The sequence below is a fragment of the uncultured Polaribacter sp. genome (assembly GCF_947503875.1).
Classification (GTDB): domain Bacteria; phylum Bacteroidota; class Bacteroidia; order Flavobacteriales; family Flavobacteriaceae; genus Polaribacter.
This window is the reverse complement of record NZ_CANNFH010000003.1, coordinates 357,349-383,561: the sequence shown is the minus strand read 5'-3', so window position 1 is coordinate 383,561 and position 26,213 is coordinate 357,349. Positions and strand designations below refer to the sequence as shown.

Sequence of the window (26,213 nt, the reverse complement as noted above, 5' to 3'; positions counted from 1 at the left end):
AGGAAGACTAAGATGGTATTGAAGTTAAAGTAACTTAGCGTTTTAATTTTGCGCAAAGATAAACATAAGCGTATTTTTCCCCTTTGGGGAAATTAAATGGGGATCATGAAAATAATTTGTATTGGGCGCAACTACGCAAAACATATCGAAGAATTAGCAAATGAAAAACCAGAACATCCTGTAGTTTTTTTAAAGCCAGATTCTGCTATTTTACCACGTAAAAATCCATTTTTTATACCGCCATTTTCTAATGATGTACATTATGAAGTAGAGGTTTTGGTAAAAATAAATAAAGTAGGGAAACATATAGATGCAAAGTTTGCGCATAAATATTATGATGAAATTGGTTTAGGAATCGATTTTACAGCAAGAGATGTGCAACAAAAATGTAAAGAAAAAGGTTTGCCATGGGAAAAGGCAAAAGCCTTTGATGGAAGTGCAGTTGTGGGTGAGTTTTATGCCAAAGAAAATTTCAATTTAGAAAATATAAAATTCCAATTGTACAAAAACGATATTTTAGTACAAGATGGTGAATCTAAAACCATGTTATGGAAAATAGATGAATTAATAAGTTACGTTTCGCAATATTTCACCTTAAAAAAAGGAGATCTTATTTTTACAGGAACACCTGCAGGAGTTGGTAAAGTTGCAGAAAATGATAATTTAAAAGGTGTTATAGAAGGCAAAGAAGCATTTAATATTCGAGTAAAATAATCTTGGTAAATTTTGTAGTTCAAATAATTGTGTCTTTATTAATAGGGGTTTCCTATACTTACTTAGCAAAACGCTTTGAAAAAAATAAAGTATTCTATTTTTTTATTGGTTTTATGGTCTCTTGGTCTACAAGGTTTGTTTACCTTTTAATCTATGGTTTTAGTACAGATTTTAAAATTGAAGAAGGTTTTGTTGGCAACAGATATTTATCCGTTTTATTAAGTATTATAATACCATACTTATTTTTTATAGCGCTTAGAAAACGATTGGTAAAAAAGAGTTTAGAGAACAATAATTTAGATGAAATAGGAAAAGAGTAAAAATGCAATTCTTACCATACATATTACTATTTTATATAGGCTTTTATTTCTACAGACTTGCTGAAAATCATCAGAAAAATAAATGGTTATTTGGTTTTATAGGAATTGTAATTTATTTTTTAGGTGCAATTGTACACCCTGTTTATCTTATGCTATTTAGTGAATTAACTGTTGATGAATTTGATTTAACTGCAATTGGTTTTAAATCGTTTACTTTAGGTTTGGTATTTGTGTTTGTATCGTTTCAAATTTTAAATGGTATTTGGAATCGTAAAAAGAAAATTAAAAAAGAAGAGATAGAAAGAATAGGTGAGTAAAATAAAAACAACTTAGGTTTTAGTACTACAATTAAAATTTAACCACTTTATTGCCTTTAAACCCGCGTAGTTAAATAAATGAAAGCAGAAATTATAACGATAGGAGACGAGATTTTAATCGGACAAATTATAGACACCAACTCACAATGGATTGGTAAAGAATTAAATAAAATAGGCGTTTCTGTGTATCAAATCAGTTCTATACAAGATGATGAAGAGCATATTTTAAAAGCGCTAAAAGAAGCAGAATCTAGAGCAGATATCGTTATTATTACAGGAGGTTTAGGGCCAACAAAAGACGATATCACCAAGAAAACACTAGCCAAGTATTTTAATGATACAGAAATTATAGAACATCCAGAAGTTATAGCGCATGTAAAGGGAATTTTTGCAAGACTAAACAGACCTTTTAAACCCATACAAAGAACACAAGCCCAAATACCATCTAAAGCAACCGTTTTACACAACGCATTTGGTACAGCACCAGGCATGTGGTTTTTTGAGAATAATACTGTTTTTGTATCCTTACCAGGAGTGCCTTATGAAATGAAAGGATTAATAACCAATAAAGTGTTACCTAAAATTCAAGCACAATTTCAATTGCCTTTTATCATCCATAAAACAATTATGACTTATGGAGAAGGAGAGAGCAATATTGCAGAAAAAATAGAAGATTTCGAAAATAATTTACCAGCACATATAAAGTTAGCCTATTTGCCATCTTATGGCAGAGTGCGTTTGCGTTTGTCTGGTAAAAGTAATAACGAAGCAAAATTAGAAAAAGAATTAGATGCAGAAGTTGCAAAAGTTTATCAGTTAATACCAGAAATTATTACAGGTTTAGATGATGATGCTTCCTTAGAAAAGAGAATAGGAATCCTATTAAAAGAAAAAAGCCAAACCATTTGTACTGCAGAAAGTGTAACAGGTGGCAAAATAGCGGCTACCTTAGTTGCTGTTTCAGGTTCTTCAGCCTATTATAAAGGTAGTATTATTGCGTATTCCGCAGAAACAAAAACAGATTTGTTAAATGTTTCCGCGCAAACTATATATACACACACAGTAGTAAGTGCAGCAGTAGCATTAGAAATGGCAAAAGGCGCTAAAGACAAGTTAAACACTAATTTTGCAGTAGCAGTTACAGGCAATGCAGGCCCAACAACAGATAAAAACACAACCAACGCAGGTGTTGTTTTTATAGCAGTAGTTTCTGATAATAAGCAAGTTGTAGAAGAGTTTAACTTTGGGCAACCTAGAGAGAAAGTAATCAACAGAACGGTAAGCAAAGCGCTAGAAATACTACAAAGAGAAATTCTTTAAAAATTTGCAAAATAGTTTTGTTCAATCTTTTAATTATTTGTAGATTTGCACCTCGTTTAGAGATAACACTATAAATACTGTCGAAAAGATGTCTAGAGTTTGTGAATTAACAGGAAAAAAAGCAATGGTTGGAAACAATGTTTCTAAGGCTTTAAATAGAACAAAAAGAAAGTTTGACGCTAATTTAATGACCAAGCGTTTTTACATTCCAGAAGAAGATAAATGGATTACTTTAAAAGTATCTGCATCTGCTTTAAAAAATATTAACAAGAAAGGAATTTCTGCAGTTATAAAAGAAGCTAGAGCTAACGGATTTTTAACTAAGTAAGCTTAAGCAATTTAAAATTTTATACAAATGGCAAAAAAAGGTAATAGAGTTCAAGTAATTTTAGAATGTACAGAGCACAAAGCTTCTGGTAAACCAGGTACTTCTAGATACATTACAACTAAGAACAAGAAAAATAGTCCTGATAGAATGGAGATTAAGAAATTTAACTCTATTTTAAATAAAATGACTGTTCACAAAGAAATTAAATAATTAAAACATCTAGAACTCAGAATAGAGCACATAGATAAAAAACATTTAGACAATGGCAAAGAAATCAGTAGCATCGTTACAAACAGGATCAAAAAGATTAAGTAAAGCTATAAAAATGGTAAAATCTCCAAAAACAGGAGCTTACATGTTTGTAGAAGCAATTATGGATCCTTCTAAAGTAAATGACTTTTTAGCTAAAAAGTAATATTTACTGCATAACTTATAAAACTACTTTCTATTTTTAGAAAGTAGTTTTTTTTTGCCCTATATTTGTAACGCTTAGAGCATTATATGGTTTTGGGCGTTACCTAAAGGTCGGGCTTTTCGCACTCGCTTCACGCTAAAAAGCGTGAGAGCTCAAACAAATGCTGCAATCCCTAACGCAGCTTGTTTGCCAGCGTAAAGTAATATCAGACAATTTGTCAAATATTTACTTTGGTATAATTTTAGACAACTAATAACCAAACACTAAAAACTAACAGCTCTAACTATGAGTTTTTTTAAAAAAATATTTTCAAAAGAAAAAAAAGAAACATTAGACAAAGGTTTAGAAAAAACCAAAACTAATTTTTTTGATAAATTATCTAAAGCAGTTGCAGGTAAATCTAAAGTAGATGATGATGTTTTAGACAACTTAGAAGAGGTTTTAGTAGCCTCTGATGTTGGTGTAGAAACTACCTTAAAAGTAATTGATAGAATAGAAGCACGTGTTGCCAAAGACAAATATGTTGGTACAGACGAATTAAATAGAATTCTACGAGAAGAAATAGCAGGTTTATTATCAGAAACGAATGTTGGTAATGAGACCGAGTTTAAAATTCCAACGATAGAAAAAGACAAAGATGGCAATAAAATGCCTTATGTTTTAATGGTAGTTGGTGTAAATGGAGTTGGTAAAACCACCACAATTGGTAAATTGGCTAGTCAATTTAAAAAGCAAGGTCTAAAAGTAGTTTTAGGCGCAGCAGATACCTTTAGAGCAGCAGCAATAGATCAATTACAAGTTTGGGCAGACAGAACAGATGTACCAATTGTAAGGCAAGAAATGGGTTCAGACCCAGCTTCTGTAGCTTTTGATACCTTAAAATCTGCTGTAAATCAAAATGCAGATGTTGTAATTATAGACACAGCAGGTAGATTGCACAATAAGGTAAACTTAATGAACGAGTTAACCAAAATAAAAAGAGTAATGCAAAAAGTGGTAGACAATTCACCACACGATGTTTTATTAGTTTTAGATGGTTCTACAGGTCAAAATGCATTTGAGCAAGCCAAACAATTTACAAAAGCAACAGAAGTAACCTCTTTAGCAGTAACTAAATTAGATGGTACAGCAAAAGGTGGAGTTGTAATTGGTATTTCAGATCAATTTAAAATACCCGTAAAATATATTGGAGTAGGAGAAGGTATAGACGATTTACAGGTTTTCAATAAACACGAATTTGTAGATTCTTTCTTCAAATAGAAAAATTCAGAAAAGTTATAAAAAAAACTCGTAATCAAAAATTGATTACGAGTTTTTTATTAAAGCCAAAAGCCAAAAGCCAAAAGCCAAAAGCCAAAAGCCAAAAGCCAAAAGCCAAAAGCCAAAAGCTAAAGATTAAAACTGCTCTCTTCCAGAGAAGTGAAAGTTTCCTTCAATAGCAGCATTTTCATCAGAATCAGAACCATGTACAGCATTTTCTCCCATAGAAGTTGCATATAATTTTCTAATTGTACCTTCAGCAGCATCAGCAGGATTTGTAGCACCAATTAACGTTCTAAAATCTTCTACTGCGTTATCTTTTTCTAAAATAGCTGCAACAATTGGTCCTCTTGTCATAAATTCCACCAATTCTCCAAAAAACGGACGCTCATTATGCACAGCATAAAAAGTTTCTGCGTCTGCTTTTGTCATTTGGGTTTTCTTTAAAGCTACAATTCTAAAACCTGCAGCGTTAATTTTTTCTAAGATTGCGCCAGTATGTCCGTTTTCTACAGCATCTGGTTTTAGCATTGTAAATGTTCTATTTGTTGTCATTATATCGACTTTTAAAATTCATTTTTATTCTTGTGAAACTGCTCACAAATTTGGCGCAAAATTACACAATTTTTTTAATTAAATTGTATATTCGCAACGTATGATTTTAAAAGGATTTGAAGCTTTAAAAACCTTTCTTGCAAAGCCAAGAAATATTGTAATTGTTGGGCACAGAAACCCAGATGGAGATGCTGTTGGTAGTACCTTAGCATTAAAATTGTACTTGGATAAAAAAGGGCACAAAGCCACAGTGGTAATGCCAAATGAATATCCAGATTTTTTACATTGGCTGCCAAGTTCAGATACCGTTTATCGTTTTGATTGGCAAAATAGTCAGTCTCAAAAGGCAATTAATGCATCAGAAATTATATTCTTATTAGATTTTAATGCATTGCACAGAGTAGGTTCAGATATGCAAAATACTTTAGAAAAGTATCCAAATGATTTTGCAATGATAGATCATCATCAACAACCAGATGATGTAAAATACATGTACTCTGATACATCTATATGTTCTACTTGCCAAATGGTATATCAATTTATAGAAATGAATGGCGATGTAGATTTAATAGACAAAGCGATTGCTACCTGTTTGTATACAGGTATTATGACAGATACAGGTTCTTTTCGATTTAGATCTACAACAAGTAAAACGCATAGAATTATAGCAGATTTAATAGATAAAGGAGCAGAAAACGATAAAATACATAATAACGTATATGATGCAAATTCGTATGGTAGATTGTTATTACTAGGGCAAGCATTAAGTAATTTACAAATTTTCCCAGAGTTTAAAACTGCATTTATTACGTTATCAGAAGCAGAAAAAAACAAGTTCGATTTCCAAAAAGGAGATACAGAAGGTGTTGTAAATTATGCACTATCTTTAAAAGGAATTATTTTTGCGGCTATTTTTATAGAAGACAAAGAACAAGATATTATTAAAATTTCATTTCGTTCTAAAGGAAGGTTTTCTGTAAATCAATTTGCTAGAAATCATTTTAATGGCGGTGGACATGATAATGCTGCAGGCGGAAGATTTGATGGTACTATGGAAGGAATGATTACCAGTTTTAAAAAACTTTTACCAAATTATAAAGAGGAATTAAACAGTTCTTATGAAGCTTAAAGTACCATTCTTTTTTGCTTTACTGCTATTTTTGGGTTGTTCACAAACAACACCAAGAAGACCTATAGATCCTAAACCATCAACTACTGTTTTTCAAGAAAATATAGAAGTTACCAAGCAATTATTTCAGCAAGAAGAAAAAGAGATCTTACAATTTATAAAAAAAGACTCTTTAAAAAAATATGAATCTTCTGCAAATGCATTTTGGTATACCTATAAAACTAAAGTTGAAGAAGATTTACAAAACCCTAAAGAAGGAGATTTGGTTACATTTACTTACAATATTAGCACTTTAAATGATAACATTTTATATACTAAAGAATTTTTAGGCATTCAAAACTACAAAGTAGATAAAGAAGATTTTATTTCTGGAATTCAGAAAGGAATAAAGTTGATGAAAAAGGGAGAAACAGTTACATTTGTAATTCCGTCTTACAACGCGTTTGGAGTGGCAGGAGATGGTAAAAAAATAGGTGTAAACCAAACTATAAAAAGTACAGTAACCTTAATTAACATAAATTAAATTTAAAATTAAAAACACAATGAAAATAATTAAAAACTTAGCAGTAGTAGTAGTTACAGCATCTCTTTTCTCTTGCGGAAATCAAATGAAAGAAGTAAAATCTTTAGAAACAGAAATAGATTCTGTAAGTTATGCTGTTGGTTTAAGTATGGCAAATCAGTTAAAATTTAACTTTAAAGAAGTTGACAAAGCAGTGCTTTTACAGGCAATTTCTAACGGTTTAGACTCTACTAATTTATTAATTGCTTACAGTGATACACAAGCGGTTTTAACTCCTTTCTTCAATAAAAAAAGAGAAGAGATGATGAAAGAACAGCAAGCAAAACAAGAAGAAGAAGCAGCTGCTAAATTTGGAGAAAATAAAAAAGCAGGAGAAGATTTCTTAGCAGAAAATAAAAATAAACCAGGTATTATAACTACTGCAAGTGGTTTACAATATATGGTAATGAAAGAAGGTAAAGGTGAAAAGCCAGCTTCTGCAGCAACAAAGGTAAAAGTACATTATCATGGTACAAATTTAGAAGGTAAAGTATTTGATAGTTCTGTAGATAGAGGAGAACCATCTGAATTTGCTTTAAATCAAGTTATTCCTGGTTGGACAGAAGGTTTACAATTAATGACTGTTGGTTCTAAATACAAATTTTTTATACCACAAGAATTGGCGTATAAAGCGGCACAAAGAGGTCCACAAATTAAGCCCTTTTCTACTTTAATTTTTGAAGTGGAACTATTAGAGATTGTAAAATAATAATGAGAAAATTTATATTATTTACTATTATAACTGTTTTTTTAAGTTCTTGTATTTCACAAAAATACAAGAGCTTAGAAGATGGTTTGTATGCGGAAATAGAGACCAATAAAGGTGAGATTTTAGTAAAGTTATTTGCTAAAGAGGTGCCAAAAACAGTGGGTAACTTTGTGGCTTTAATAGAAGGTAACAATACGTTTTTACCCGATTCTTTAAAGGGGCGTAATTTTTATGACGGACTTATATTTCATAGAGTAGTAAATGATTTTGTAATACAAGGTGGTGCTTTTACACCAAAAGGTAGGCGAAGTGCAGGTTACCTTTTTGGAGATGAGTTTCCAAAAGATGAAAATGGAGAGTTGCTTTTTAAGCATGATAAATCAGGTGTACTTTCTATGGCTAATGGAGGGCCAACTACCAACAATAGTCAATTTTTTATTACACACAGAGCAATACCACATTTAGACGAAAAACACAGTATTTTTGGTAAAACAGTGGTAAATTCTTTACAACGTAAAGAATTACAAACAAAATATACAGATTCTTTAACTTTAGAAAGAGCTATAGATTCTGCAAGTATGGCAACAGTTCGTAAAATTGTACAAAATGATACCATTCATACCATAAAAATTATTAGAATTGGTTCTTTTGCAAAAGATTTTGATGCCTCAAATACCTTTGCTAATGAAGTAGCTGCTTTTAATAAACTACAGGAGCAAAAAAATGCTATTGAGAAAGATAGTGAAGAAAAAAGATATGCTAAATATTTAGAAGATAAAGAGCTTTTCTTTGGGGAAATGAATGCTATCAAAGCCAAAGAAACCAATTCTGGCTTATCTATTTTAAAGTTGAAAGAAACGAATGGAAAAAAAGTAGTAGATAACAAACAAATTACCGCAAACTATACCATTTATTTAGCAGATGGTAAAAAAATACAATCTACAGAAGACGGTGGTAAGCCTTTGGTTTTTCAATTAAATGATAAGCAAAAACCAATGATAGAAGGTTTTACAGAAGGCGTTTTAACGCTTAGAGAAGGTGAAAAAGCAAGATTATTTATACCTTATTACATTGGTTTTGGAGAACAAAAATACGGTCCTTTTCCAGCAAAATCTGATTTAATATTCGAAGTAGAAATTTTAAAAGTAGGCAAATAGGTTGTTAGAAGAAATTATAAAAAAAGACAAGGAATTACTAATTTTCCTAAACAGTTTAGGAAATGAGAGCTGGGATGCCTTGTGGTTACAAATCACAAATCAACTTTCTTGGATTCCACTTTTTTTATTAATTATTTTTCTAGTTGTTAAATCTTTTGGTTGGAAAAAAGGAGGCTTTATAATATTATCTATGGTTATATTGGTAGCTTTTTCAGATCAATTTACAAACCTTATTAAAAATTCAGTAGAGAGATTAAGACCAAATAATGATCCTGAGATAAAACATTTACTTAGACTTTTTATAAAACCAAAAGGCTATAGTTTTATGTCTGGGCATGCAACTACTTCAACTTTTTTTACAACTTTTACAATTTTGTTATTAAGAAATAGGTTTAAGGGTATTTATTTTATGATACTTTTTCCAATGGTTTTTGCCTATAGCAGACTTTATTTGGGCGTGCATTTTCCAATAGACATACTTGTAGGTATTTTAATTGGTGTAACTTTTGGTAATCTTTACTACTATTTATTCAAAAAAGTAGAAAACAAAATTTTCCAATAGCCTTTAGCAATTGTTGGTTTTCTGAAAAATTAAATCCATTCAAACTTTATTAAATACACCATTTTCACTTAAAATAATTGTGTTTTAAGTGGAAAAATAACGCCTTAAATGCTTGTGCTCTTAGAGATAATAAGGACTGATTTTAGTAAATAAATAGATAAAAAATCAGTAAATTTGCCCTTGAAATATTCAAAAATAGAAAATGAAAATATCATACAATTGGTTAAAACAATTTTTACAAACAGATTGGGATGCTGTAAAGACTGGAGAATTATTAACTGATTTAGGTTTAGAGGTAGAAGGTATAGAAACGAAAGAATCTATTAAAGGAAGTTTAGAGGGAATTGTGGTTGGGCACGTTTTAACTTGTGTACAACACCCAAATGCAGACAGATTAAACGTTACTACAGTAGATTTAGGTGCAGAAGCACCAGTACAAATTGTATGTGGTGCACCAAATGTTGCTGCAGGTCAAAAAGTACCGGTTGCCACAGTAGGCACTACTTTATATGATGATAAAGGCGAAGCATTTAAGATTAAAAAAGGAAAAATTAGAGGGGAAGAAAGTCATGGAATGATTTGTGCCGAAGACGAACTAGGTTTAGGTAGTAGCCATGATGGAATTATGATTTTAGACGAAACTTTGGAAGTTGGTAAACCAGCAGCAGAAGTTTTTAATATAGAAACAGATCAGGTTTTTGAAATTGGTTTGACACCAAATAGATCAGACGCAATGAGTCATTTTGGCGTTGCAAGAGATTTAAAAGCAGGATTAATTCAAAATGACATATACTTAGAATTAATTTCTCCTTCAGTTAGTGATTTTCATGTAGATGAAAGAACACTGCGTTTTGATGTTGAAGTAGAAAATAAAGAATTGGCGCCAAGATATTGTGGAATAACCATTACAGATATTGAGGTAAAAGATTCTCCAGAATGGATTCAGAACCGTTTAAAAGCAATAGGTTTAACACCTAAGAATAATATTGTAGACATTACCAATTATGTGTTACACGAATTAGGCCAACCTTTACACGCTTTTGATGCACAAAAAATTAAAGGGAATAAAATTTTAGTACAAACATTAGAAGAAGGCACAAAGTTTACCACTTTAGATGATGTAGAAAGAGAATTGTCTGCTGAAGATATTATGATTTGTGATGCAGACGCTAATCCGCTTTGTATTGCTGGTGTTTTTGGAGGAAGTAAATCTGGAGTAACTAAAAATACTACCTCTATTTTTTTAGAGAGTGCTTATTTTAATCCGGTTTCTGTTAGAAAAACAGCGAAAAGACATGCGTTAAATACAGATGCTTCTTTCCGTTTTGAAAGAGGTATTGATATCAATTTTGTGGAATATGCTTTAAAGCGTGCTGCATTATTAATTGAAGAATATGCAGGTGGTAAAATGGCCTCAGATATTTCAGACTTTTACCCAGAAAAAATTCAAGATTTTCAAGTATTTTTATCTTACGAAAATGCGTATAGATTAATAGGTCAAGAAATTCCTAAAGATACAATTAAACAAATTTTAGCTTCTTTAGAAATTAAGATTAATAGCGAAACTGAAGGTGGTTTAGGTTTAACCATACCATCTTACAGAACAGATGTGCAGCGAGAAGCAGATATTATAGAAGAAATTTTAAGAGTTTACGGTTATAATAACATAGAGTTTTCTCACAAGCTTAACACGTCTATTTCTTTTGATTCTAATAAAGATACGAAAGTAGAAAACATTGTTGCAAATCAATTGAGTGCGTTAGGTTTTAATGAAACTATGGCAAACTCTTTAACCAAGCCTTCTTACACTAATTTATCAGAAAATATAAATGAACAAGCAGGTGTAGTCATGTTAAATCCTTTAAGTAACGATTTAAAAGTGCTACGCCAGTCTTTGTTGTTTAGTGGTTTAGAATCTGTTGCTTATAACATCAATAGAAAAAATAATGCTTTAAAATTCTATGAATTTGGTAAAACGTATCATAAATACAATGATAAATACCAAGAAGATAAGCATTTAACGTTGTTTATTACAGGAAATAGAACAGCAGATAATTGGAATATAGACACCAAAACATCAGATTTTTTCTATTTAAAAGGAATAATTAATAGTGTTTTAGAACGAATAGGAATTTCTAAAGCAAAATTAACACCAACCAAACAAGATATTTTTTCTGAAGGTGTTTCTTTAGGTCTAGGGAAGATGAAACTTGTAGAATTTGGAATTGTTAAGCGTAGTATATTAAAAGAATTTGGCATAAAACAACAAGTATTATTTGCAGATTTTAACTGGGATACTATTTTAAAATTGGTGGGTAATAAAAATGTTAAAGTAACAGATTTGCCTAAATTTCCTGTTGTAAAAAGAGATTTAGCATTACTGTTAGATACAAAAACAGCGTTTAAAGAAATTTATAATTTAGCTTTTCAGACAGAAAAAAAGTTGTTAAAAGAAGTGGATTTGTTTGATGTTTATGAAGGAGATAAGTTACCAGAAGGTAAAAAATCTTATGCGGTTAGTTTTATTTTGCAAGATGAAACAAAAACGTTGGCAGACAAACAAATAGATAAGATTATGCAAAAGTTACAGCAAAGTTTTGAGAAAAATGTATCAGCTGTTTTAAGATAATTTAAAAGCTCCATTTATTTGGGGCTTTTTTTGGCACTTCGTGTCATTCCGGCCCAGGCAGGAATTTAGAAAAATAATAATAACCAAATAGATTCCTGCTTTTGCAGTAATGATAAAAAAATATGTATAAATCAATAATCCGTCCAATATTATTTTTATTCGACCCAGAAAAAGTACATTATTTTACATTTTCTTTAATTAGAACTTGTTGTAAAATACCTTTTGTAGCTGCTCTTTTTAGAAGTTTGTATCAAATAAACGATAAAAAACTAGAACGTAATTTATTTGGGTTAACATTTAAAAACCCTGTTGGGTTAGCTGCAGGTTTCGATAAGAATGCAGTTTTGTATAACGAATTGGCAAACTTTGGTTTTGGCTTTATAGAAATAGGCACAGTTACACCAAAAGGGCAAGTGGGGAATCCTAAAAAAAGGCTATTTCGTTTAAAAGACGATCAAGGAATTATTAATAGAATGGGCTTTAATAATGATGGTGTAGCAGAGGCAATTAAAAACTTAAAAAAGAATAAAGGGAAAGTAATTATTGGCGGTAATATTGGTAAAAACACACAAACTGCTCCAGAAAATTATACAGATGATTACCTAAGTGTTTTTAAAGAATTACACGCTTTTGTAGACTATTTTGTTCTGAATGTGAGTTGCCCAAATGTTGGCAGTCATGCAAAATTGAATGATAAAGATTACCTAATAGAATTGATTACTTCTTGTCAAAAAGAGAATACAAAATTTGCAGAACAGAAACCTATTTTGCTCAAAATTGCACCAGATTTAAATACGCAGCAATTAGATGAAATTATAGCTTTGGTAGCAGAAACAAAAATTGATGGTGTAATTGCATCAAATACATCTACCACTAGAGATAATTTAAAAGCTTCAGATGCCAGATTAAAAGAAATTGGCAATGGTGGTGTTAGCGGACAACCGATAAAAAATCAGAGTACAAAGGTAATTCAATATTTGGCAGACAAGTCTCAGAAAGCTTTTCCAATAATTGGAGTAGGAGGTATACACTCTGCAGCAGATGCTTTAGAAAAGATAAATGCAGGCGCAGATTTGGTGCAAGTATATACAGGTTTTATTTATGAAGGCCCTAAGTTAATTAAGCGCATTAATGAGGCTGTTTTACAGCAATTAGATAGTTAATTTTAAGCTTAAAATGTTAGAAACACTTTTTTCTTTTGCGTTGGCAACAAGTGTTTTGGCAATTTCTCCAGGGCCAGACAATATTTTTGTTTTAATGCAGAGTATTGTAAACGGTAAAAAATATGGTTTAGCTACTGTTTTTGGATTAATTACAGGTTGTTTAATTCATACTACTTTATTGGCTTTTGGTGTTGCTGCAATTATAAAACAATCTGAATATCTTTTTTTGGGAATTAAAATATTTGGCACTTTATACCTGTTGTATTTGGCCTACAAGGTTTTTAAATCTGATTCACAAATTGTATTTTCATCAGAAAACATTCAGAAGAAAACTACAAAGCAATTGTTTAAACAAGGTTTTGTAATGAATGTTTTAAATCCTAAAGTATCCATTTTCTTTTTGGCATTTTTTCCAGGTTTTTTATTTAGCACAACCTTAAATAAAGTTGTGCAATTTTATATATTAGGTGGTGTTTTTATGCTAGTTTCCTTAGTAATATTTTCAGGCATTGCAATTTTAGCGGGCAGTATTGCAGCAAGTGTAAAAGAACACAGAAACATTGGTGTTTACCTAAAATGGGTACAAATTGTTGTATTTATTTTAGTGGCTATTTTTATTTTAATTTAAGATTTCTTTTTTAAGACCACGTATGCCTTTTCTGCAATTATAATTTGGTTAAAAAACTCTTTAAGCGCAAAATAATCATTACTAGAAAAACTTTTTTTGCTTATTTTAAAACGCGCGTAAACTTTTATTACGTTGTCTAATTTGGTAGTGTTTATTACAAAAAAACCACCATTATTTGGCAATTGCATTGCCTTACTTTCTGGTATGCTTACAATGGTGTAATTCTCCGGAATTTTAAGGCGTAAAGCAAAATTATGGCTAAAAGGGCGACCAAAATCTACAGGATAAAGCCTTTCTTTTAATTTAAATGGGTTTTCTTTTAAACGATTAAATAAAAATGGATTGATTCTAGTGGTATTTCCTAAATTTTCATCCATAAAAATTGTAACGTCGTACGTTTCTTTTAAAGGCTTGTCTAAAGCTTTTTCTGCTGTAACTTTGTAATCATTTACTTCTAAATCTGGATGTGATGTTTCAAAATCTTCTAAAAGTGCTTCTTCTGTAAGTAAGGCTATTTTTTCTCTTTGTTCTGCGGCATAATATCCCATTTTTGTAATGTGTACTTTGCCTGTAAATTCACCCTCTGCATTTAGTGTTAAATCTGCATTTATATTTTTTGATGAAGGGTATTTAGGTTTTAAAACAATCCAAGTGCCATCTTCTTTAAAGCTAATTTCTCTAGCTTCTCCATTAAGTGTTCTAACTGGTAATTGTCCAAAAGGTAAATATTTTTCTGTAGCATCTAAAAAATATGCTTTGCCATTTATAATTGTTTTTACAACTACATAATTGTAATCATAAATAATTGGGTATAATTTGGTAGGCATTCCATTATTTCTTGTAGATAAAACAACTAAAGTAGCCTCTAACTCTGCGGCTCTTAAACTATTAAAAAGCGCCAAATTTATTTCACTTACATTCCCACTTTTTTCTGTAAAGGCGTCTTTTACTTTAGCATCTTCACTAGACCAATAATAGTTATTCCAAGTAAAATGATTCTGTATGAAACTGTATATTTCTTGTGCTTTTTGTAAATTATTATCTAAAGTAAATATTTGTTCTGGAAGCCTTTTTTTGAAATATTTTTTTTTAGAAAGTTGGTTATTAAAAAACTGACTTTTTAATTTTTTATCGGCTTGTTCCCACGTAGTGGTATATTTTTGCACTTTACCTTCTGGGCTGGTATAAGATTCTAAATCAAAAGAAAGTCTAGAAATGTAATTTTTTTTACTTAGCATAAAATCTTCTTCCTTAAAAGCAGGAATATTATACATACCATAAGAATAAATTGCACAAGCACCTTGGCCTATACCGTCTATAAAAACACATTTTTTGTCTACAGAAGGTTTGTCTTTATCTAATTTGTTAAAGCCAATTATTCTAATATTGTATTTGTAATTACCTAAAATAGCAGCATCGTATTCACTTTTTATTTTTGGTATTTCAGATTGAAAAACCCAGTCATCTAAACCTAAATACGGAGAAATAATACTGTATTTATATTCTAAAACAGCACCTTCTTGTACATTTGGAAGCGTAAATTTTTTAACAGTCCAATTTTCGCCTTCTTTTACAGAAAATATTTTATCTGTTTGAAGATAGTTTTTAACCATTCTACCTTCAGAAAGATTGTACGTAATGGCCTTAAGATCTTTTACGCTTTTATCTTTAAAAAGGTTAATATTTATATCTGCTAAATTAAACGCTGCTTTATTAAAGATTTTAATACGATAGTAATAATCTGTTCTAGTTTGATATTCGTGCCCTTCGTCTAAATAAACATTGGCATGCTCATACAAAACCACAGCATTTGCAGTACTATCTTGTTCATAAAGTTGCATTTTAAGTTCTTTTAAAGTGGTTTGTCCCATTTTAGTAGATTTCTTTTTTTGGGCACTAAAGTTTGCACTAAAACTTAAAAGTAAGCAAGCAACAATTATGTTTTTCATTTTTCTAAGCGTATAATTCTTTGAACTTTATTTTTATTCAAGTATTCCTTTACAATACCTTTTGCTAAGTTTTTATTTGCAATAGGTGTTAAGATACTTTTTAAAATGTCTATTTTTTTTTCTTGAAAATTTAGATTTGTGTAACCATAGCCAAATACCTCATTATTTTCTATTAAAATAATTGCATTTTCTTCTATAGTTCTACCTTTATCTACTATAATAAAATCGTCATTATTAAAATGTAATAAGTAAGGTTTTCTTTTTTTTCTGATGTTATATTTTGGGTCTAATTTTTCTAATTCTAAAAGATATTTTAAACGCATAAATAGTTCATTACCAGATTTTTCAAATGATATGGAGTTTACACGTTCTTGAATTTTTAATGCGCGTTTTGTTTCCTTTAAAAAGAGTTTGTTTACCTCAGATTTTGCATTTTTACCACGCCCTAAAAACAATACTTTGCCTTCTTTGTCATGAATGTAAAAAAGACCTAACTCTTTGGATACAGATTCAATTAGCTTTTTCAGGCGTTCTTTTTCTATTCTCTTGTCGTGATATTTTACAGTGTTTTGAATGATGTTTTTTTCAACATCTTTTTCTAGTAGTAATTTAAATAATTGTACAGTGGCTAAGGCGTCTCCAGATGCTCTGTGCCTGTCTGTCATAGGTATGCCTAAAGCCCTAGTAAGCTTGCCTAAACTGTAAGAAGGTTGGTCTAAAATTAATTGCTTACTTAATTCTACCGTACAAAGTGTATTTCTTTTATACTCATAACCTAAACGATTAAATTCGGTTCGCAGAATTCTGTAATCAAAAGAAGTGTTGTGTGCAATTAAGGTGCATTCTTCGGTAATTTGTAAGATACGTTTGGCAACTTCGTAAAATTTAGGGGCATTACGCAACATTTTATTATTGATACCCGTAAGTTTTACAACAAATTCTTGAATTTCTTTTTCTGGATTTACTAGACTGATAAATTGATCAACTACTTCTAATCCATCAAATTTATAAATGGCAATTTCTGTAATTCCTTCTTCATTAAACTTACCACCTGTGGTTTCTATATCTAAAACTGCGTACAAATTTTATTTTTAAATTAGTTTTTAATTGTAATTTCTATTTCCAAAGATAGAACTTCCTACGCGAATCATTGTACTTCCCTCTTTTATGGCCAATTTAAAATCGCCACTCATACCCATAGAAAGTGTTTTTAGTTTGCAGTTAGCAGTATCAGGCAATGCTTTGTGTTTATCAAAAAAAGTTTTTAATGATGAAAATTCTTCTTGTAATTGCTTTTGATTGTTTGTAAACGTAGCCATTCCCATAAACCCAACAACCTTTATATTTTCTAGGCTTGTAAATTCAGGTGAATTTAAAATTTCTTCAATATCAGAAAACGATAAACCAAACTTGGTGTCTTCTTTGGCAATTTTAACTTGTAGTAAACAATTAATTACTCTATTGTGTTTTTTAGCTTGCTTGTTAATCTCTTTTAAAGTAGAAAACTTATCAATTCCGTGAATTAAATCTACAAAATGTGCCATGTATTTTACCTTATTACTTTGCAAATGACCAATCATGTGCCATTTAATATCTTTAGGTAAAGCATCATACTTATCTACCATTTCTTGGATTTTATTTTCACCAAAAACACGCTGACCAGCATTGTAGGCTTCTTGTAAATCTGCAACTGGTTTTGTTTTAGAAACAGCAACTAAGGTAACATTATCAGGAATTTGACTTTTTATATTTTCTAAATTTTCTTTAATCATTTTTTAAGTTTCAAAGGTTTAGAGTTTTTAAAGTTTTAAAGTTGAAAGTTTTTAAGGTTTAAAAAAAATCATCAACCCAAAAACAAAAATTAATTTTTTAACAATGCAATTATCTGATTAGCTAATTCCACACCAATTCTCTCTTGTGCTTCAATAGTACCAGCACCAATATGTGGCGTTAAAGATATTTCTGGATTCATTAATAATTGCACAGCAGGTTCTGGTTCTGTTTCAAAAACATCTAAACCGGCAAATTGTACTTTACCTTCTGAAATTGCACTTACTAAATCTACTTCATGTAAAATACCACCTCTAGCTGTATTTATAATTCCAACACCAGTTTTCATTTTTTCAAAATCATCTGCCGTAATAATATAATTATCTTGTGCAGGTACATGCAAAGTAATAAAATCGGCTTCTTTTAAAAGCTCATCTTTTTCTACAGTATCAATAGTAAACGTTATTTTTTGACCGTTAAAAAACTCTAAAGAAATTGGTGCAGATTCAATTAATTGATCTGTAGCTACAACCTTCATACCAAGACCTAGTGCAATTTTGGCAACTTCTTGCCCTATTTTTCCTAAGCCAATAATACCAATGGTTTTACCTCTTAATTCTGTGCCGTTTGCATAGGCTTTTTTTAGTTCTTTAAAACGTGTATCGCCTTCTAAAGGCATTTCTCTATTAGAAGAATGTAAAAATCTTGCCATACCAAACAAATGGGCAAATACTAATTCTGCCACAGAGCTAGAAGAAGCTTCTGGTGTATTAATTACGTGTAAACCATTATCTTCTGCAAATTCTACATCAATATTATCTAAACCAACACCACCACGTCCAATTAATTTTAAACTTGGGCAAGCTTCAATTAATTCTTGGCGCACTTGTGTGGCACTTCTTACCAAAATTGCATCTATATTTTGGTCGTTTATATAATTTTCTAATTGGTTTTGAGCCACTTTTGTTACTAAAACTTCAAAGCCAGCTTTTTCTAAAACTTGTTTTCCACTATTAGAAATACCATCGTTTGCTAATATTTTCATCCCATCCCAACCTTCCCAAAGGGAAGGAGTTTTTATTTAGTATTAATTATTCTTTTAATTTTAAATCAACCGTTTTCTTCTTTCAGTGAAGTATTAAAGTTGAGATTCTAGTTTTTGCATTACATCCACCAAAACTTGTACGCTGTATAATGGTAATGCATTGTACATGCTTGCTCTATAACCACCAACACTTCTGTGGCCGTTTAAACCATTTATGCCAGCTGCTGCCCACATTTTGTCGAATTTTTCTGTTAAAGACTTGTCTTTTAAAATAAAAGTGGCGTTCATTGTACTTCTATCTTCTTTGGCAACTATACCTTCAAAAAGCGAATTTCTATCGATTTCTGCATACAAAAGTGCTGCTTTTTTGTTGTTTACTTCTTCAATAAAAGAAATGCCACCCAAATCTTTTAACCATTGCAAGGTTAACATAGAAACGTAAACAGGAAAAACGGCAGGTGTATTAAACATACTGTCTTTGTCTATATGTGTTTGATAATTTAACATAGACGGAATGTGCCTTTCTACTTTGCCTAAAATATTTTCTTTTACAATTACTAAAGTTGTGCCTGCTGGTCCCATATTTTTTTGTGCACCTGCATAAATTAAATCGAATTTCTCAAAATCTAACTGACGTGAAAAAATATCTGAACTCATATCACAAACTAATGGAACAGCAGTTTCTGGAAAAGATTTCATTTGTGTGCCAGCTACAGTATTATTGCTTGTACAATGAAAATAATCTGCATCTTTAGGTACTACATATTCTTTAGGTATATAATTGTAACCTTTATCTTTAGAAGAGGCAACTTCTATTATTTCTCCAAAAGCTTTGGCTTCTTTTATGGCTTTGTCTGACCATGTACCTGTGTTTAAATAAGCGGCTTTTTTATCAAGCAAATTGTAAGCTACCATTAAAAACTCCATACTTGCGCCACCGTGTAAAAATAGGGCTTTATAACCTTTATTTTCTAAACCTAAAAGTTCTAAAGCCAAACTTCTAGCTTTTTCTATAACAGCAACAAAAGATTTACTTCTATGAGAAATTTCGATTAAAGATAAATCATCATTATTAAAATTTAGAATTGCTTCTGATGCTTTTTGTAGCACTTCTTGTGGTAAAATACAAGGGCCTGCACTAAAATTATGTTTTTTCATTTATTTTGAGTTTCAAAGTTTTTAAGTTTTAAGGTTTCAAAGTTTTTTTATGAAAAATCAGTAAACATCAACCAAAAACTATTTTATATTTCTGTTAAAAATTCCAACGTATTTACATCATCTGCATAATCCCATAAATTAGGGTTTTGCGTTTCGCCAAAGGCAATTTCATTTTCTATAAAATTTTTGGCAACAATACATTGAATCTTTTCTTTGTCTTCGTGTAATTTTATTTTTAAATCGATTGGATTGTCATAATATTCATAAAAAATAGTAGCAATAGGAGAGGAGTAACTCTCGTCTTCCTTAATCATTAAAAAACCATTTTCTAGCAAATCGAATTCACTCATTAAGTAAACTGCCTTGTTATAATCGTAATTATTGGCATATTTAGCGTTGTAAAGGATGTCTTTTTTATTGTACATTCCGTTAAAAAAATGATTGAAATCGTAATTTTTGGGAACATATAATTTAGAAACAGATCTGCAGCCCAAACCAAAATAGGTAAATACATCATTAGATAATTTTTCTAAATCTTGTTCGGTTTCGTTACCTGTAATTACAGCAACAGAGTTTCTGTTTTTTCTGATGATATTTGGTTTGTTTTTAAAATAATATTCAAAATATCTTGCCGTATTATTGCTTCCTGTAGCAATAACTGCATCAAAATTTTCTAGTTTTTGTGCTGTAAACGTTATTTTTCCTTTCAAACTATCATCAACATACTCTAAATATTTGGCAATAAAAGGTAATAGGTGTTTGTCATTAGAAGATTGTTTTACCAAAACTTTATGACCAGAAATTAAGACCGCTAAAAAATCGTGAAAACCAACTAAAGGAATATTACCAGCCATAACTATGGCTACTGTTTTTTGTTCTGAAATTGGTTTTAAATTAGCTGTCCATTTTTCTAAATTACTTATAGATAATGCTTTAGACCAGTTTTCTAAAGAAAGTAATATGTTGTCTTTTGTAAACCAAGTGTTACTTTCTTGTGCTAATTTTAGCTGATGTTTAAAGCCATCAAAAAATAAATCGTTGTGTGGTATGTCTTCTTTTTTCTCTATTTTTTTGTTAGAAAATTGACTTAAAAAGCCGCCTAATTTGTTAAAAGCGTTAATTCTATGTTGAATAGGAGTCATTTATTTTGGATGTAACTTTTTTTGGACTTATTTTTGCAATTGCAAAGGTACAAAACAGAATAGAAAATTATGGCAATTATAATAACAGATGAATGCATAAATTGTGGGGCTTGTGAACCAGAATGTCCAAATACTGCAATTTACGAAGGTGCAGATGATTGGAAATATGCAGACGGAACAGATTTGAGTGGTGACGTAGTTTTGCCAAGTGGTAAAGCTGTAAATGCAGACGAAGTACAAGAACCAATTTCTGATGAGATTTATTACATATCACCAGACAAATGTACAGAATGTATGGGCTTTCATGAAGAGCCACAATGTGCGGCAGTTTGTCCTGTAGATTGTTGTGTGCCAGATGAAGATATTGTAGAAACTGAAGAGGAATTACTGGCAAAACAAGCGTTTATGCATAATGAGTAGTCATTTGAATCAAAAATTATAACTCAAATTCCGAATTTATTTCGGAATTTTTTATGTTTAAAAAATATATATTTGCATCGCAAAAAAATGAATTATAGATTTTTTTGCTATAAAACTTAAAGAAATGAAAGCCGGAATTGTAGGATTACCAAACGTAGGGAAGTCAACTTTGTTTAATTGTTTGTCTAATGCAAAAGCGCAAAGTGCAAACTTTCCTTTTTGTACAATAGAACCTAACTTGGGTGTGGTAAATGTGCCAGATACTAGAATTGAAAAATTAGAAGAATTGGTAAATCCAGAACGTGTTTTGCCTGCAACTGTAGAAATTGTAGATATTGCAGGTTTGGTAAAAGGCGCCAGTAAAGGAGAAGGTTTAGGAAATCAGTTTTTGGCAAATATTAGAGAAACAGACGCTATTTTGCACGTTTTGCGTTGTTTTGATAATGATAATATTATTCATGTTGATAATTCTGTAGATCCTGTTAGAGATAAAGAAACGATAGATATAGAGTTGCAATTGAAGGATTTAGAAACCGTTCAAAAAAGACTAGAACGTGTTAAAAGAACCGCAAAGACAGGAAATAAAGAAGCGCAAGCAGAGTTAGTGGTTTTATTAAAAGTGGAAGAAACTTTATTATCTGGTGTGTCTGTTAGGGCATTAGATTTTTCTGAAAAAGAAATAGAGTTTGTACAATCTTTGCAGTTTATAACAGCAAAACCAGTATTGTATGTTTGTAATGTTGATGAAAACTCTGCGGTTTCTGGAAATGACTATGTAGAAAAAGTAAGAGCTGCTGTTAAAGATGAAGATGCAGAGGTTATTGTTTTAGCAGTTGGTACAGAAGCAGATATTACTGAGTTAGATGATTATGAAGAGCGACAAATGTTTTTAGCAGATATTGGTTTAGAGGAAGCAGGTGTATCTCGTTTGGTGCGTTCTGCTTATAAATTGTTAAACTTACAAACCTATTTTACAGCGGGTGTAAAAGAGGTTAGAGCTTGGACAATTCCTATAGGATCTACAGCGCCACAGGCTGCAGGTGTTATTCATACCGATTTTGAAAAAGGCTTTATTAGAGCAGAAACTATTGCTTATGAAGATTATGTTGCTTTTGGTTCTGAGGCAAAGGTGAAGGAAGCAGGTAAAATGAGAGTAGAAGGTAAGGAGTATATTGTAAAAGATGGTGATGTAATGCATTTTAGATTTAATGTATAACTCTTAATCTACAATAAATACATATTAAAAATCCGAAAGAATTTTCTTTCGGATTTTTTTGTTTTCAAATATTTTCTAAATATCGATAAATATTAATTCCTTTATTTTCAGTATATTTACATAGCTATAAAAAGAATATTTTGAAAAAACTACCTACAATTTATTTAGAAGAAAAGACGCATCGTAAAGAGAAACAGCTTTTAATTAGGTTTGTTTACAACGATGCTTTAATTGTAAAAGTAAGGTCTATTGAAGGAAGTTTGTGGAGTAGCACCTTAAAATCTTGGTATTTAAAATTTTCTATAGAAAACTATAATAAAGTTGTTAATTTATTTACAGATCTGGTAACAATAGATACTTCTAAAATTAGTAAACAAGATCTTTTTAAACGAAATATTACCAAAGAAGAAAAGACGCTCTTAAACAGTTTTTATCTTTTTTTAAAAGGAAAGCGTTACAGTAGTAGTTCTATTAAGACCTATACTTTTTTTGTTGCTGACTTTATAAATTTTCATACTAAAAAAGCAATAAACGAATTGTGCAATAGAGATGTAGAATTGTTTATTGAAAAGGTTTTTATAGAAAGAAAATATTCTGTTAGCTCTCAAAGGCAGTTTATAAGCGCTTTAAAACTTTTTGTACAGTTTTATCCTGAGACTGAAATTAACAATTTAACTTTAGAAAGACCCAAGAAAAGTAGAAAATTACCTAGTGTACTTAGTCAAAAAGAAGTTTTAAAATTAATAAGTGCTACTCAAAATTTAAAGCATAGAGCAATTTTAGCTTTAATTTATTCTTGTGGTTTGCGTATCAGTGAATTAATTAATTTAAAGTTAGCTGATTTTCATATTGAAAGAAAACAGCTGATTGTAAAAGATGGAAAAGGTAGAAAAGATAGATACGTAAGTTTGGCAGATAGTTTTCTACCTTTATTATCTAATTACTACTATTCTTACAAGCCAGAACTTTATTTTGTAGAAGGAAAAAATAGTGGCCAATATAGTCCTGAATCTATACGTCAATTTTTAAGAAGAAGTTGTGCCAAGGCAGGAATTACAAGACATGTTACGCCACATACTTTGCGCCACAGTTATGCTACACATTTACTAGAAAACGGAGTAGATATTCGTTATATTCAAACTTTATTAGGGCATTCTAGACCAGAAACCACTATGATTTATACGCATGTAAAGCGTCAAGATTTAATGGAGATTCAGAACCCATTAGATATTGCTTTGCAAAAATTTAAGAGCACTGATAAACAAAGTGAAAATGTTTTTTTGTCTCGTAAAATTTAATAATTTAAGAATTGTATTTCAGTAAGTTGTATTGAAAATATAATTATTATACCAATTTTATTTTTACAAATCATTAAATAAATATGCAGTTATAAAACGTATTAATGCTGCTTGCTAAGTTTGAATAAATATATTTTTGTTTTTTCTTATTAAAAATAACGTTTATACTTTTCTTAAGGTTGGTTCAATAGAATAATTCAATTTCATAGCAAAATCGTGTACTGTATCGTGTACTGCTTGTAAAAGTAAGAAAAAAGAGGGCATAAAAAAACGAATTGTGAGACACAATTCGTTGATTTAGTTAATTTTAGATTTGTAGCGAAGACGGGATTTGAACCCGTGACCTCAGGGTTATGAATCCTGCGCTCTAACCAACTGAGCTACCTCGCCATTCCTTTGCGGGTGCAAATATAAATACTTTTTACAGACTGGCAAGAAGTGCGTTCATTTTTTTTAAATAGAATTATTGCTTACCTTTCCCACAAACATTTAAATATCTATGGAAAAAATAAAATTTGAATTAGAAATTCCAATTCATGCATCGCCAAATATGTTATACCAGTATATTTCATCTCCATCTAATTTGCAGGAGTGGTTTGCAGATAAAGTAAATTCTAGGGGTAAAATATTTAGTTTTGTTTGGGAAGGTACAGAGGAATTGGCTAATTTAATAACAAAAAAAGCTGGAGAAAGAATTCGTTGGAAATGGCAAGAAAGTGAAGGAGATGATAGTTTTTTTGAAATTAAAATAGAAGTGGACCCACTAACAAAGGATGTTTCTTTAATTGTTACAGATTTTGCAGAAGATGAAGACGAAGTAGAGGAATCTAAGCAATTATGGGAAAATCAGATTGAAGAACTAAGACATACAATAGGGGCTTAATAAAACCTTCTAAATTATATAAAAATCAACCAGCATAATTGCTGGTTTTTTTATGGTAAATTTCTATCAAAATATAGTAATTTTGCGGTTTAAAAATAAGATATGATCAATTTTAATGGTGAATTACTTTTTAAGGAAAATCTTAAATTAACTTCAGAGAATAGAGGGTTTAAGTATGGAGATGGAATTTTTGAAACCATTAAGGTTTCAAATAATAAAGTGATTTTTTGGGAAGAACATTATTTTAGGTTAATGGCTTCTATGCGAATGTTGCGAATGAGAATACCCATAGCGTTTACATTAGAATTTTTAGAAAAAGAAATTTTAAAAACAATTTTAATACAAGACAATGCATCTAATTTTAGAGTTCGTTTAAATGTTTTTAGAAAAGATGGCGGTTTATACACACCAAAAACCAATAAAATAGACTATTTAATAGATGTTGCTCCAACTGAGTACACTACAAAAGATAAGTACCATATAGATGTTTATAAAGATTTTTATAATTATTCTGGGCTTTTATCAACCATTAAAACAAATAATCGAATGCTAAATACTATAGCAAGTATTTTTGCAGAAGAAAACGATTTAGATAATTGTATTTTAGTGAATGAACGAAAAGGAGTAGTAGAGGTAACTAATGGTAATATTTTTATAGTAAAAGGCACTGTAATTAAAACACCTGCTTTAGAAGAAGGTTGTATTAAAGGCATTATTAGAATGAAAGTTATTGAAATGCTAAAAAAACATAAAGAATATACGGTAGAAGAAACAAGTATTTCTCCTTTTGAAGTGCAAAAAGCAGATGAGGTCTTTATTACTAACGCAATAATAGGTATACAACCTGTAACTAAGTACAAGAAAAAAACATTTAAGACTAATATTGGTAGTAAAATGAATAATAGTCTAAAAATTTTACAAATAGCAGGTAATTAATTCAGGTTAAAATCGTTTGGTGCATTTGCCCAAAGTTTATAATTTCCGCCTTTTTCCAATAATTTATTTTTCCATAGATTTTCTTCATTATTAGAAAAAATATTTTCAAAATTATTTTCGGTAACAAACCAAGAGTTAATTTGTAACTCTTGGTCCAATTGTTCTTTATCCCAGCCAGAGTAACCTAGAAAAAAGCGAACATCGGATTCTTGTAATGCACCATCATTCAATAACTTTTTTAATTGTTCAAAATTTCCGCCCCAAAAAATACCGTTTGCTACTTCTACGCTGTCTTTAAGTAAATCTGGAATTCTGTGCACAAAGTACAAGTTATCTTGCTCTACAGGACCACCTTGATAAATATTGAAAGTACAATCTATTTCTGGCAGTAAATCATTTAAACTATAGGCTAGAGGTTTATTCAAAATAAAACCTACAGAATTTGTTTTGGTGTGTTCTGTTAATAAAATAATAGCTCTATTAAAGGAGTCATCATTTAATATAGAGGGTTCTGCAACTAATAATCTTCCTTTTTTAGGTGATAGTTTAGACATTCAATGTTTTTTCTTTAAATATAAGTAATTTTTAGCAAAAAAAAACTCTCTTTTAAAAAGAGAGTTTTTGTTTT

At 30.4% G+C, this 26,213-nt stretch carries 29 protein-coding genes and 1 tRNA gene; 21 read left to right on the top strand and 9 right to left on the bottom strand.

The genetic code is table 11. The annotated features are described in order from the left end of the window. The first annotated feature begins 105 nt into the window (after nt 1–105). From Q0684_RS06755 to ftsY, 8 genes are all read left to right on the top strand, one after another. Nucleotides 106–714: a fumarylacetoacetate hydrolase family protein gene (locus Q0684_RS06755; RefSeq protein ID WP_299014193.1), complete on the top strand. Its 609-nt coding sequence runs from the start codon at nt 106–108 to the stop codon at nt 712–714. 29 nt (nt 715–743) lie between these two features. Further along, the gene (locus Q0684_RS06750) at nt 744–1,034 is read left to right on the top strand and encodes a hypothetical protein (protein ID WP_299014189.1); all 291 of its coding nucleotides are present in this window, start codon (nt 744–746) and stop codon (nt 1,032–1,034) included. A gap of 2 nt (nt 1,035–1,036) precedes the next feature. Further along, the gene (locus tag Q0684_RS06745; protein ID WP_299014187.1) at nt 1,037–1,351 is read left to right on the top strand and encodes a hypothetical protein; all 315 of its coding nucleotides are present in this window, start codon (nt 1,037–1,039) and stop codon (nt 1,349–1,351) included. A gap of 78 nt (nt 1,352–1,429) precedes the next feature. After that, nucleotides 1,430–2,671: a competence/damage-inducible protein A gene (locus Q0684_RS06740; protein ID WP_299014185.1), complete on the top strand. Its 1,242-nt coding sequence runs from the start codon at nt 1,430–1,432 to the stop codon at nt 2,669–2,671. 88 nt (nt 2,672–2,759) lie between these two features. After that, nucleotides 2,760–2,999: a 50S ribosomal protein L28 gene (gene rpmB / locus Q0684_RS06735; RefSeq protein ID WP_298764978.1), complete on the top strand. Its 240-nt coding sequence runs from the start codon at nt 2,760–2,762 to the stop codon at nt 2,997–2,999. A 27-nt stretch (nt 3,000–3,026) separates the two neighbouring features. Beyond that, nucleotides 3,027–3,209 (top strand): 50S ribosomal protein L33, encoded by a 183-nt coding sequence (gene rpmG / locus Q0684_RS06730; protein WP_298764976.1) that lies wholly within the window; start codon nt 3,027–3,029, stop codon nt 3,207–3,209. Between the two features lie 52 nt (nt 3,210–3,261). Beyond that, the gene (locus Q0684_RS06725; RefSeq protein WP_298764974.1) at nt 3,262–3,414 is read left to right on the top strand and encodes a DUF4295 domain-containing protein; all 153 of its coding nucleotides are present in this window, start codon (nt 3,262–3,264) and stop codon (nt 3,412–3,414) included. 285 nt (nt 3,415–3,699) lie between these two features. Continuing rightward, a complete protein-coding gene (ftsY, locus tag Q0684_RS06720; RefSeq protein WP_299014180.1) occupies nt 3,700–4,674 on the top strand; it encodes a signal recognition particle-docking protein FtsY in 975 nt (324 codons plus the stop codon). A gap of 135 nt (nt 4,675–4,809) precedes the next feature. Here the strand turns inward: ftsY and Q0684_RS06715 are convergent, their stop codons facing one another. Next, entirely contained in the window at nt 4,810–5,229 is a 420-nt protein-coding gene (locus Q0684_RS06715) for a nucleoside-diphosphate kinase (protein WP_299014177.1), read from the bottom strand. A 100-nt stretch (nt 5,230–5,329) separates the two neighbouring features. Between Q0684_RS06715 and Q0684_RS06710 the strand changes: the two genes are divergently transcribed. From Q0684_RS06710 to Q0684_RS06675, 8 genes are all read left to right on the top strand, one after another. Further along, entirely contained in the window at nt 5,330–6,358 is a 1,029-nt protein-coding gene (locus tag Q0684_RS06710; protein WP_299014174.1) for a bifunctional oligoribonuclease/PAP phosphatase NrnA, read from the top strand. After that, nucleotides 6,348–6,881, top strand: a complete 534-nt coding sequence (gene gldI, locus Q0684_RS06705; RefSeq protein WP_299014171.1) for a gliding motility-associated peptidyl-prolyl isomerase GldI — start codon at nt 6,348–6,350, stop codon at nt 6,879–6,881. The genes Q0684_RS06710 and gldI overlap by 11 nt, the downstream gene beginning before the upstream one ends. A 19-nt stretch (nt 6,882–6,900) precedes the next feature. Then, a complete protein-coding gene (locus tag Q0684_RS06700) occupies nt 6,901–7,629 on the top strand; it encodes an FKBP-type peptidyl-prolyl cis-trans isomerase (RefSeq protein ID WP_299014168.1) in 729 nt (242 codons plus the stop codon). A 2-nt stretch (nt 7,630–7,631) separates the two neighbouring features. Continuing rightward, entirely contained in the window at nt 7,632–8,786 is a 1,155-nt protein-coding gene (locus Q0684_RS06695) for a peptidylprolyl isomerase (RefSeq protein ID WP_299014166.1), read from the top strand. A gap of 1 nt (nt 8,787) precedes the next feature. Continuing rightward, nucleotides 8,788–9,348, top strand: coding sequence for a phosphatase PAP2 family protein (locus Q0684_RS06690; RefSeq protein ID WP_299014162.1), 561 nt, complete (start codon nt 8,788–8,790; stop codon nt 9,346–9,348). A 202-nt stretch (nt 9,349–9,550) separates the two neighbouring features. Further along, nucleotides 9,551–11,977 carry a phenylalanine--tRNA ligase subunit beta gene (gene pheT / locus Q0684_RS06685; protein ID WP_299014160.1) on the top strand — a complete coding sequence of 809 codons (2,427 nt, stop codon included), beginning with the start codon at nt 9,551–9,553 and terminating at the stop codon, nt 11,975–11,977. A 122-nt stretch (nt 11,978–12,099) separates the two neighbouring features. Beyond that, nucleotides 12,100–13,140, top strand: coding sequence for a quinone-dependent dihydroorotate dehydrogenase (locus tag Q0684_RS06680; RefSeq protein ID WP_299014158.1), 1,041 nt, complete (start codon nt 12,100–12,102; stop codon nt 13,138–13,140). 13 nt (nt 13,141–13,153) lie between these two features. Beyond that, nucleotides 13,154–13,768, top strand: a complete 615-nt coding sequence (locus Q0684_RS06675; protein WP_299014155.1) for a LysE family translocator — start codon at nt 13,154–13,156, stop codon at nt 13,766–13,768. Here Q0684_RS06675 and Q0684_RS06670 read toward each other — a convergent pair. The 6 genes from Q0684_RS06670 to Q0684_RS06645 form a co-directional block, all read right to left on the bottom strand. Next, nucleotides 13,765–15,717: a hypothetical protein gene (locus tag Q0684_RS06670; protein ID WP_299014152.1), complete on the bottom strand. Its 1,953-nt coding sequence runs from the start codon at nt 15,715–15,717 to the stop codon at nt 13,765–13,767. The two genes, Q0684_RS06675 and Q0684_RS06670, sit on opposite strands and share 4 nt — an antisense overlap. Further along, nucleotides 15,714–16,799 (bottom strand): 3'-5' exonuclease, encoded by a 1,086-nt coding sequence (locus tag Q0684_RS06665; protein ID WP_299014149.1) that lies wholly within the window; start codon nt 16,797–16,799, stop codon nt 15,714–15,716. Before Q0684_RS06665 ends, Q0684_RS06670 begins: the two co-directional genes overlap by 4 nt. Before the next feature lie 21 nt (nt 16,800–16,820). Next, complete coding sequence (locus Q0684_RS06660) at nt 16,821–17,489, bottom strand: YggS family pyridoxal phosphate-dependent enzyme (RefSeq protein WP_299014146.1); 669 nt, start codon at nt 17,487–17,489, stop codon at nt 16,821–16,823. An 89-nt stretch (nt 17,490–17,578) separates the two neighbouring features. Further along, on the bottom strand, nt 17,579–18,532 hold the full coding sequence (locus Q0684_RS06655; protein ID WP_299014144.1) for a D-2-hydroxyacid dehydrogenase: 954 nt from the start codon (nt 18,530–18,532) through the stop codon (nt 17,579–17,581). A gap of 93 nt (nt 18,533–18,625) precedes the next feature. Beyond that, nucleotides 18,626–19,690, bottom strand: a complete 1,065-nt coding sequence (gene serC / locus Q0684_RS06650; RefSeq protein WP_299014141.1) for a 3-phosphoserine/phosphohydroxythreonine transaminase — start codon at nt 19,688–19,690, stop codon at nt 18,626–18,628. Nucleotides 19,691–19,773: 83 nt separating this feature from the next. Continuing rightward, nucleotides 19,774–20,832, bottom strand: coding sequence for an acyl-CoA reductase (locus Q0684_RS06645; protein WP_299014138.1), 1,059 nt, complete (start codon nt 20,830–20,832; stop codon nt 19,774–19,776). Between the two features lie 69 nt (nt 20,833–20,901). Here Q0684_RS06645 and Q0684_RS06640 point away from each other — a divergent pair, with 69 nt between their 5' ends. The 3 genes from Q0684_RS06640 to xerA all read left to right on the top strand — a co-directional run bounded on the left by Q0684_RS06640 (nt 20,902) and on the right by xerA (nt 23,766). Beyond that, nucleotides 20,902–21,252: a 4Fe-4S dicluster domain-containing protein gene (locus tag Q0684_RS06640; protein WP_299014135.1), complete on the top strand. Its 351-nt coding sequence runs from the start codon at nt 20,902–20,904 to the stop codon at nt 21,250–21,252. A 124-nt stretch (nt 21,253–21,376) separates the two neighbouring features. Continuing rightward, the gene (gene ychF, locus Q0684_RS06635) at nt 21,377–22,468 is read left to right on the top strand and encodes a redox-regulated ATPase YchF (RefSeq protein ID WP_299014132.1); all 1,092 of its coding nucleotides are present in this window, start codon (nt 21,377–21,379) and stop codon (nt 22,466–22,468) included. A gap of 140 nt (nt 22,469–22,608) precedes the next feature. Beyond that, a complete protein-coding gene (gene xerA / locus Q0684_RS06630; protein WP_299014111.1) occupies nt 22,609–23,766 on the top strand; it encodes a site-specific tyrosine recombinase/integron integrase in 1,158 nt (385 codons plus the stop codon). Between the two features lie 316 nt (nt 23,767–24,082). Here xerA and Q0684_RS06625 read toward each other — a convergent pair. Then, nucleotides 24,083–24,156 (bottom strand) — tRNA-Met (locus Q0684_RS06625). A gap of 109 nt (nt 24,157–24,265) precedes the next feature. Here Q0684_RS06625 and Q0684_RS06620 point away from each other — a divergent pair. Both Q0684_RS06620 and Q0684_RS06615 read left to right on the top strand, forming a co-directional pair. Continuing rightward, nucleotides 24,266–24,649 carry an START-like domain-containing protein gene (locus Q0684_RS06620; RefSeq protein ID WP_299014108.1) on the top strand — a complete coding sequence of 128 codons (384 nt, stop codon included), beginning with the start codon at nt 24,266–24,268 and terminating at the stop codon, nt 24,647–24,649. Nucleotides 24,650–24,751: 102 nt separating this feature from the next. Beyond that, complete coding sequence (locus Q0684_RS06615; protein WP_299014106.1) at nt 24,752–25,585, top strand: aminotransferase class IV; 834 nt, start codon at nt 24,752–24,754, stop codon at nt 25,583–25,585. Here the strand turns inward: Q0684_RS06615 and Q0684_RS06610 are convergent. Then, the gene (locus Q0684_RS06610; protein WP_299014103.1) at nt 25,582–26,139 is read right to left on the bottom strand and encodes a YqgE/AlgH family protein; all 558 of its coding nucleotides are present in this window, start codon (nt 26,137–26,139) and stop codon (nt 25,582–25,584) included. The two genes, Q0684_RS06615 and Q0684_RS06610, sit on opposite strands and share 4 nt — an antisense overlap. Nucleotides 26,140–26,213 lie beyond the last annotated feature (74 nt).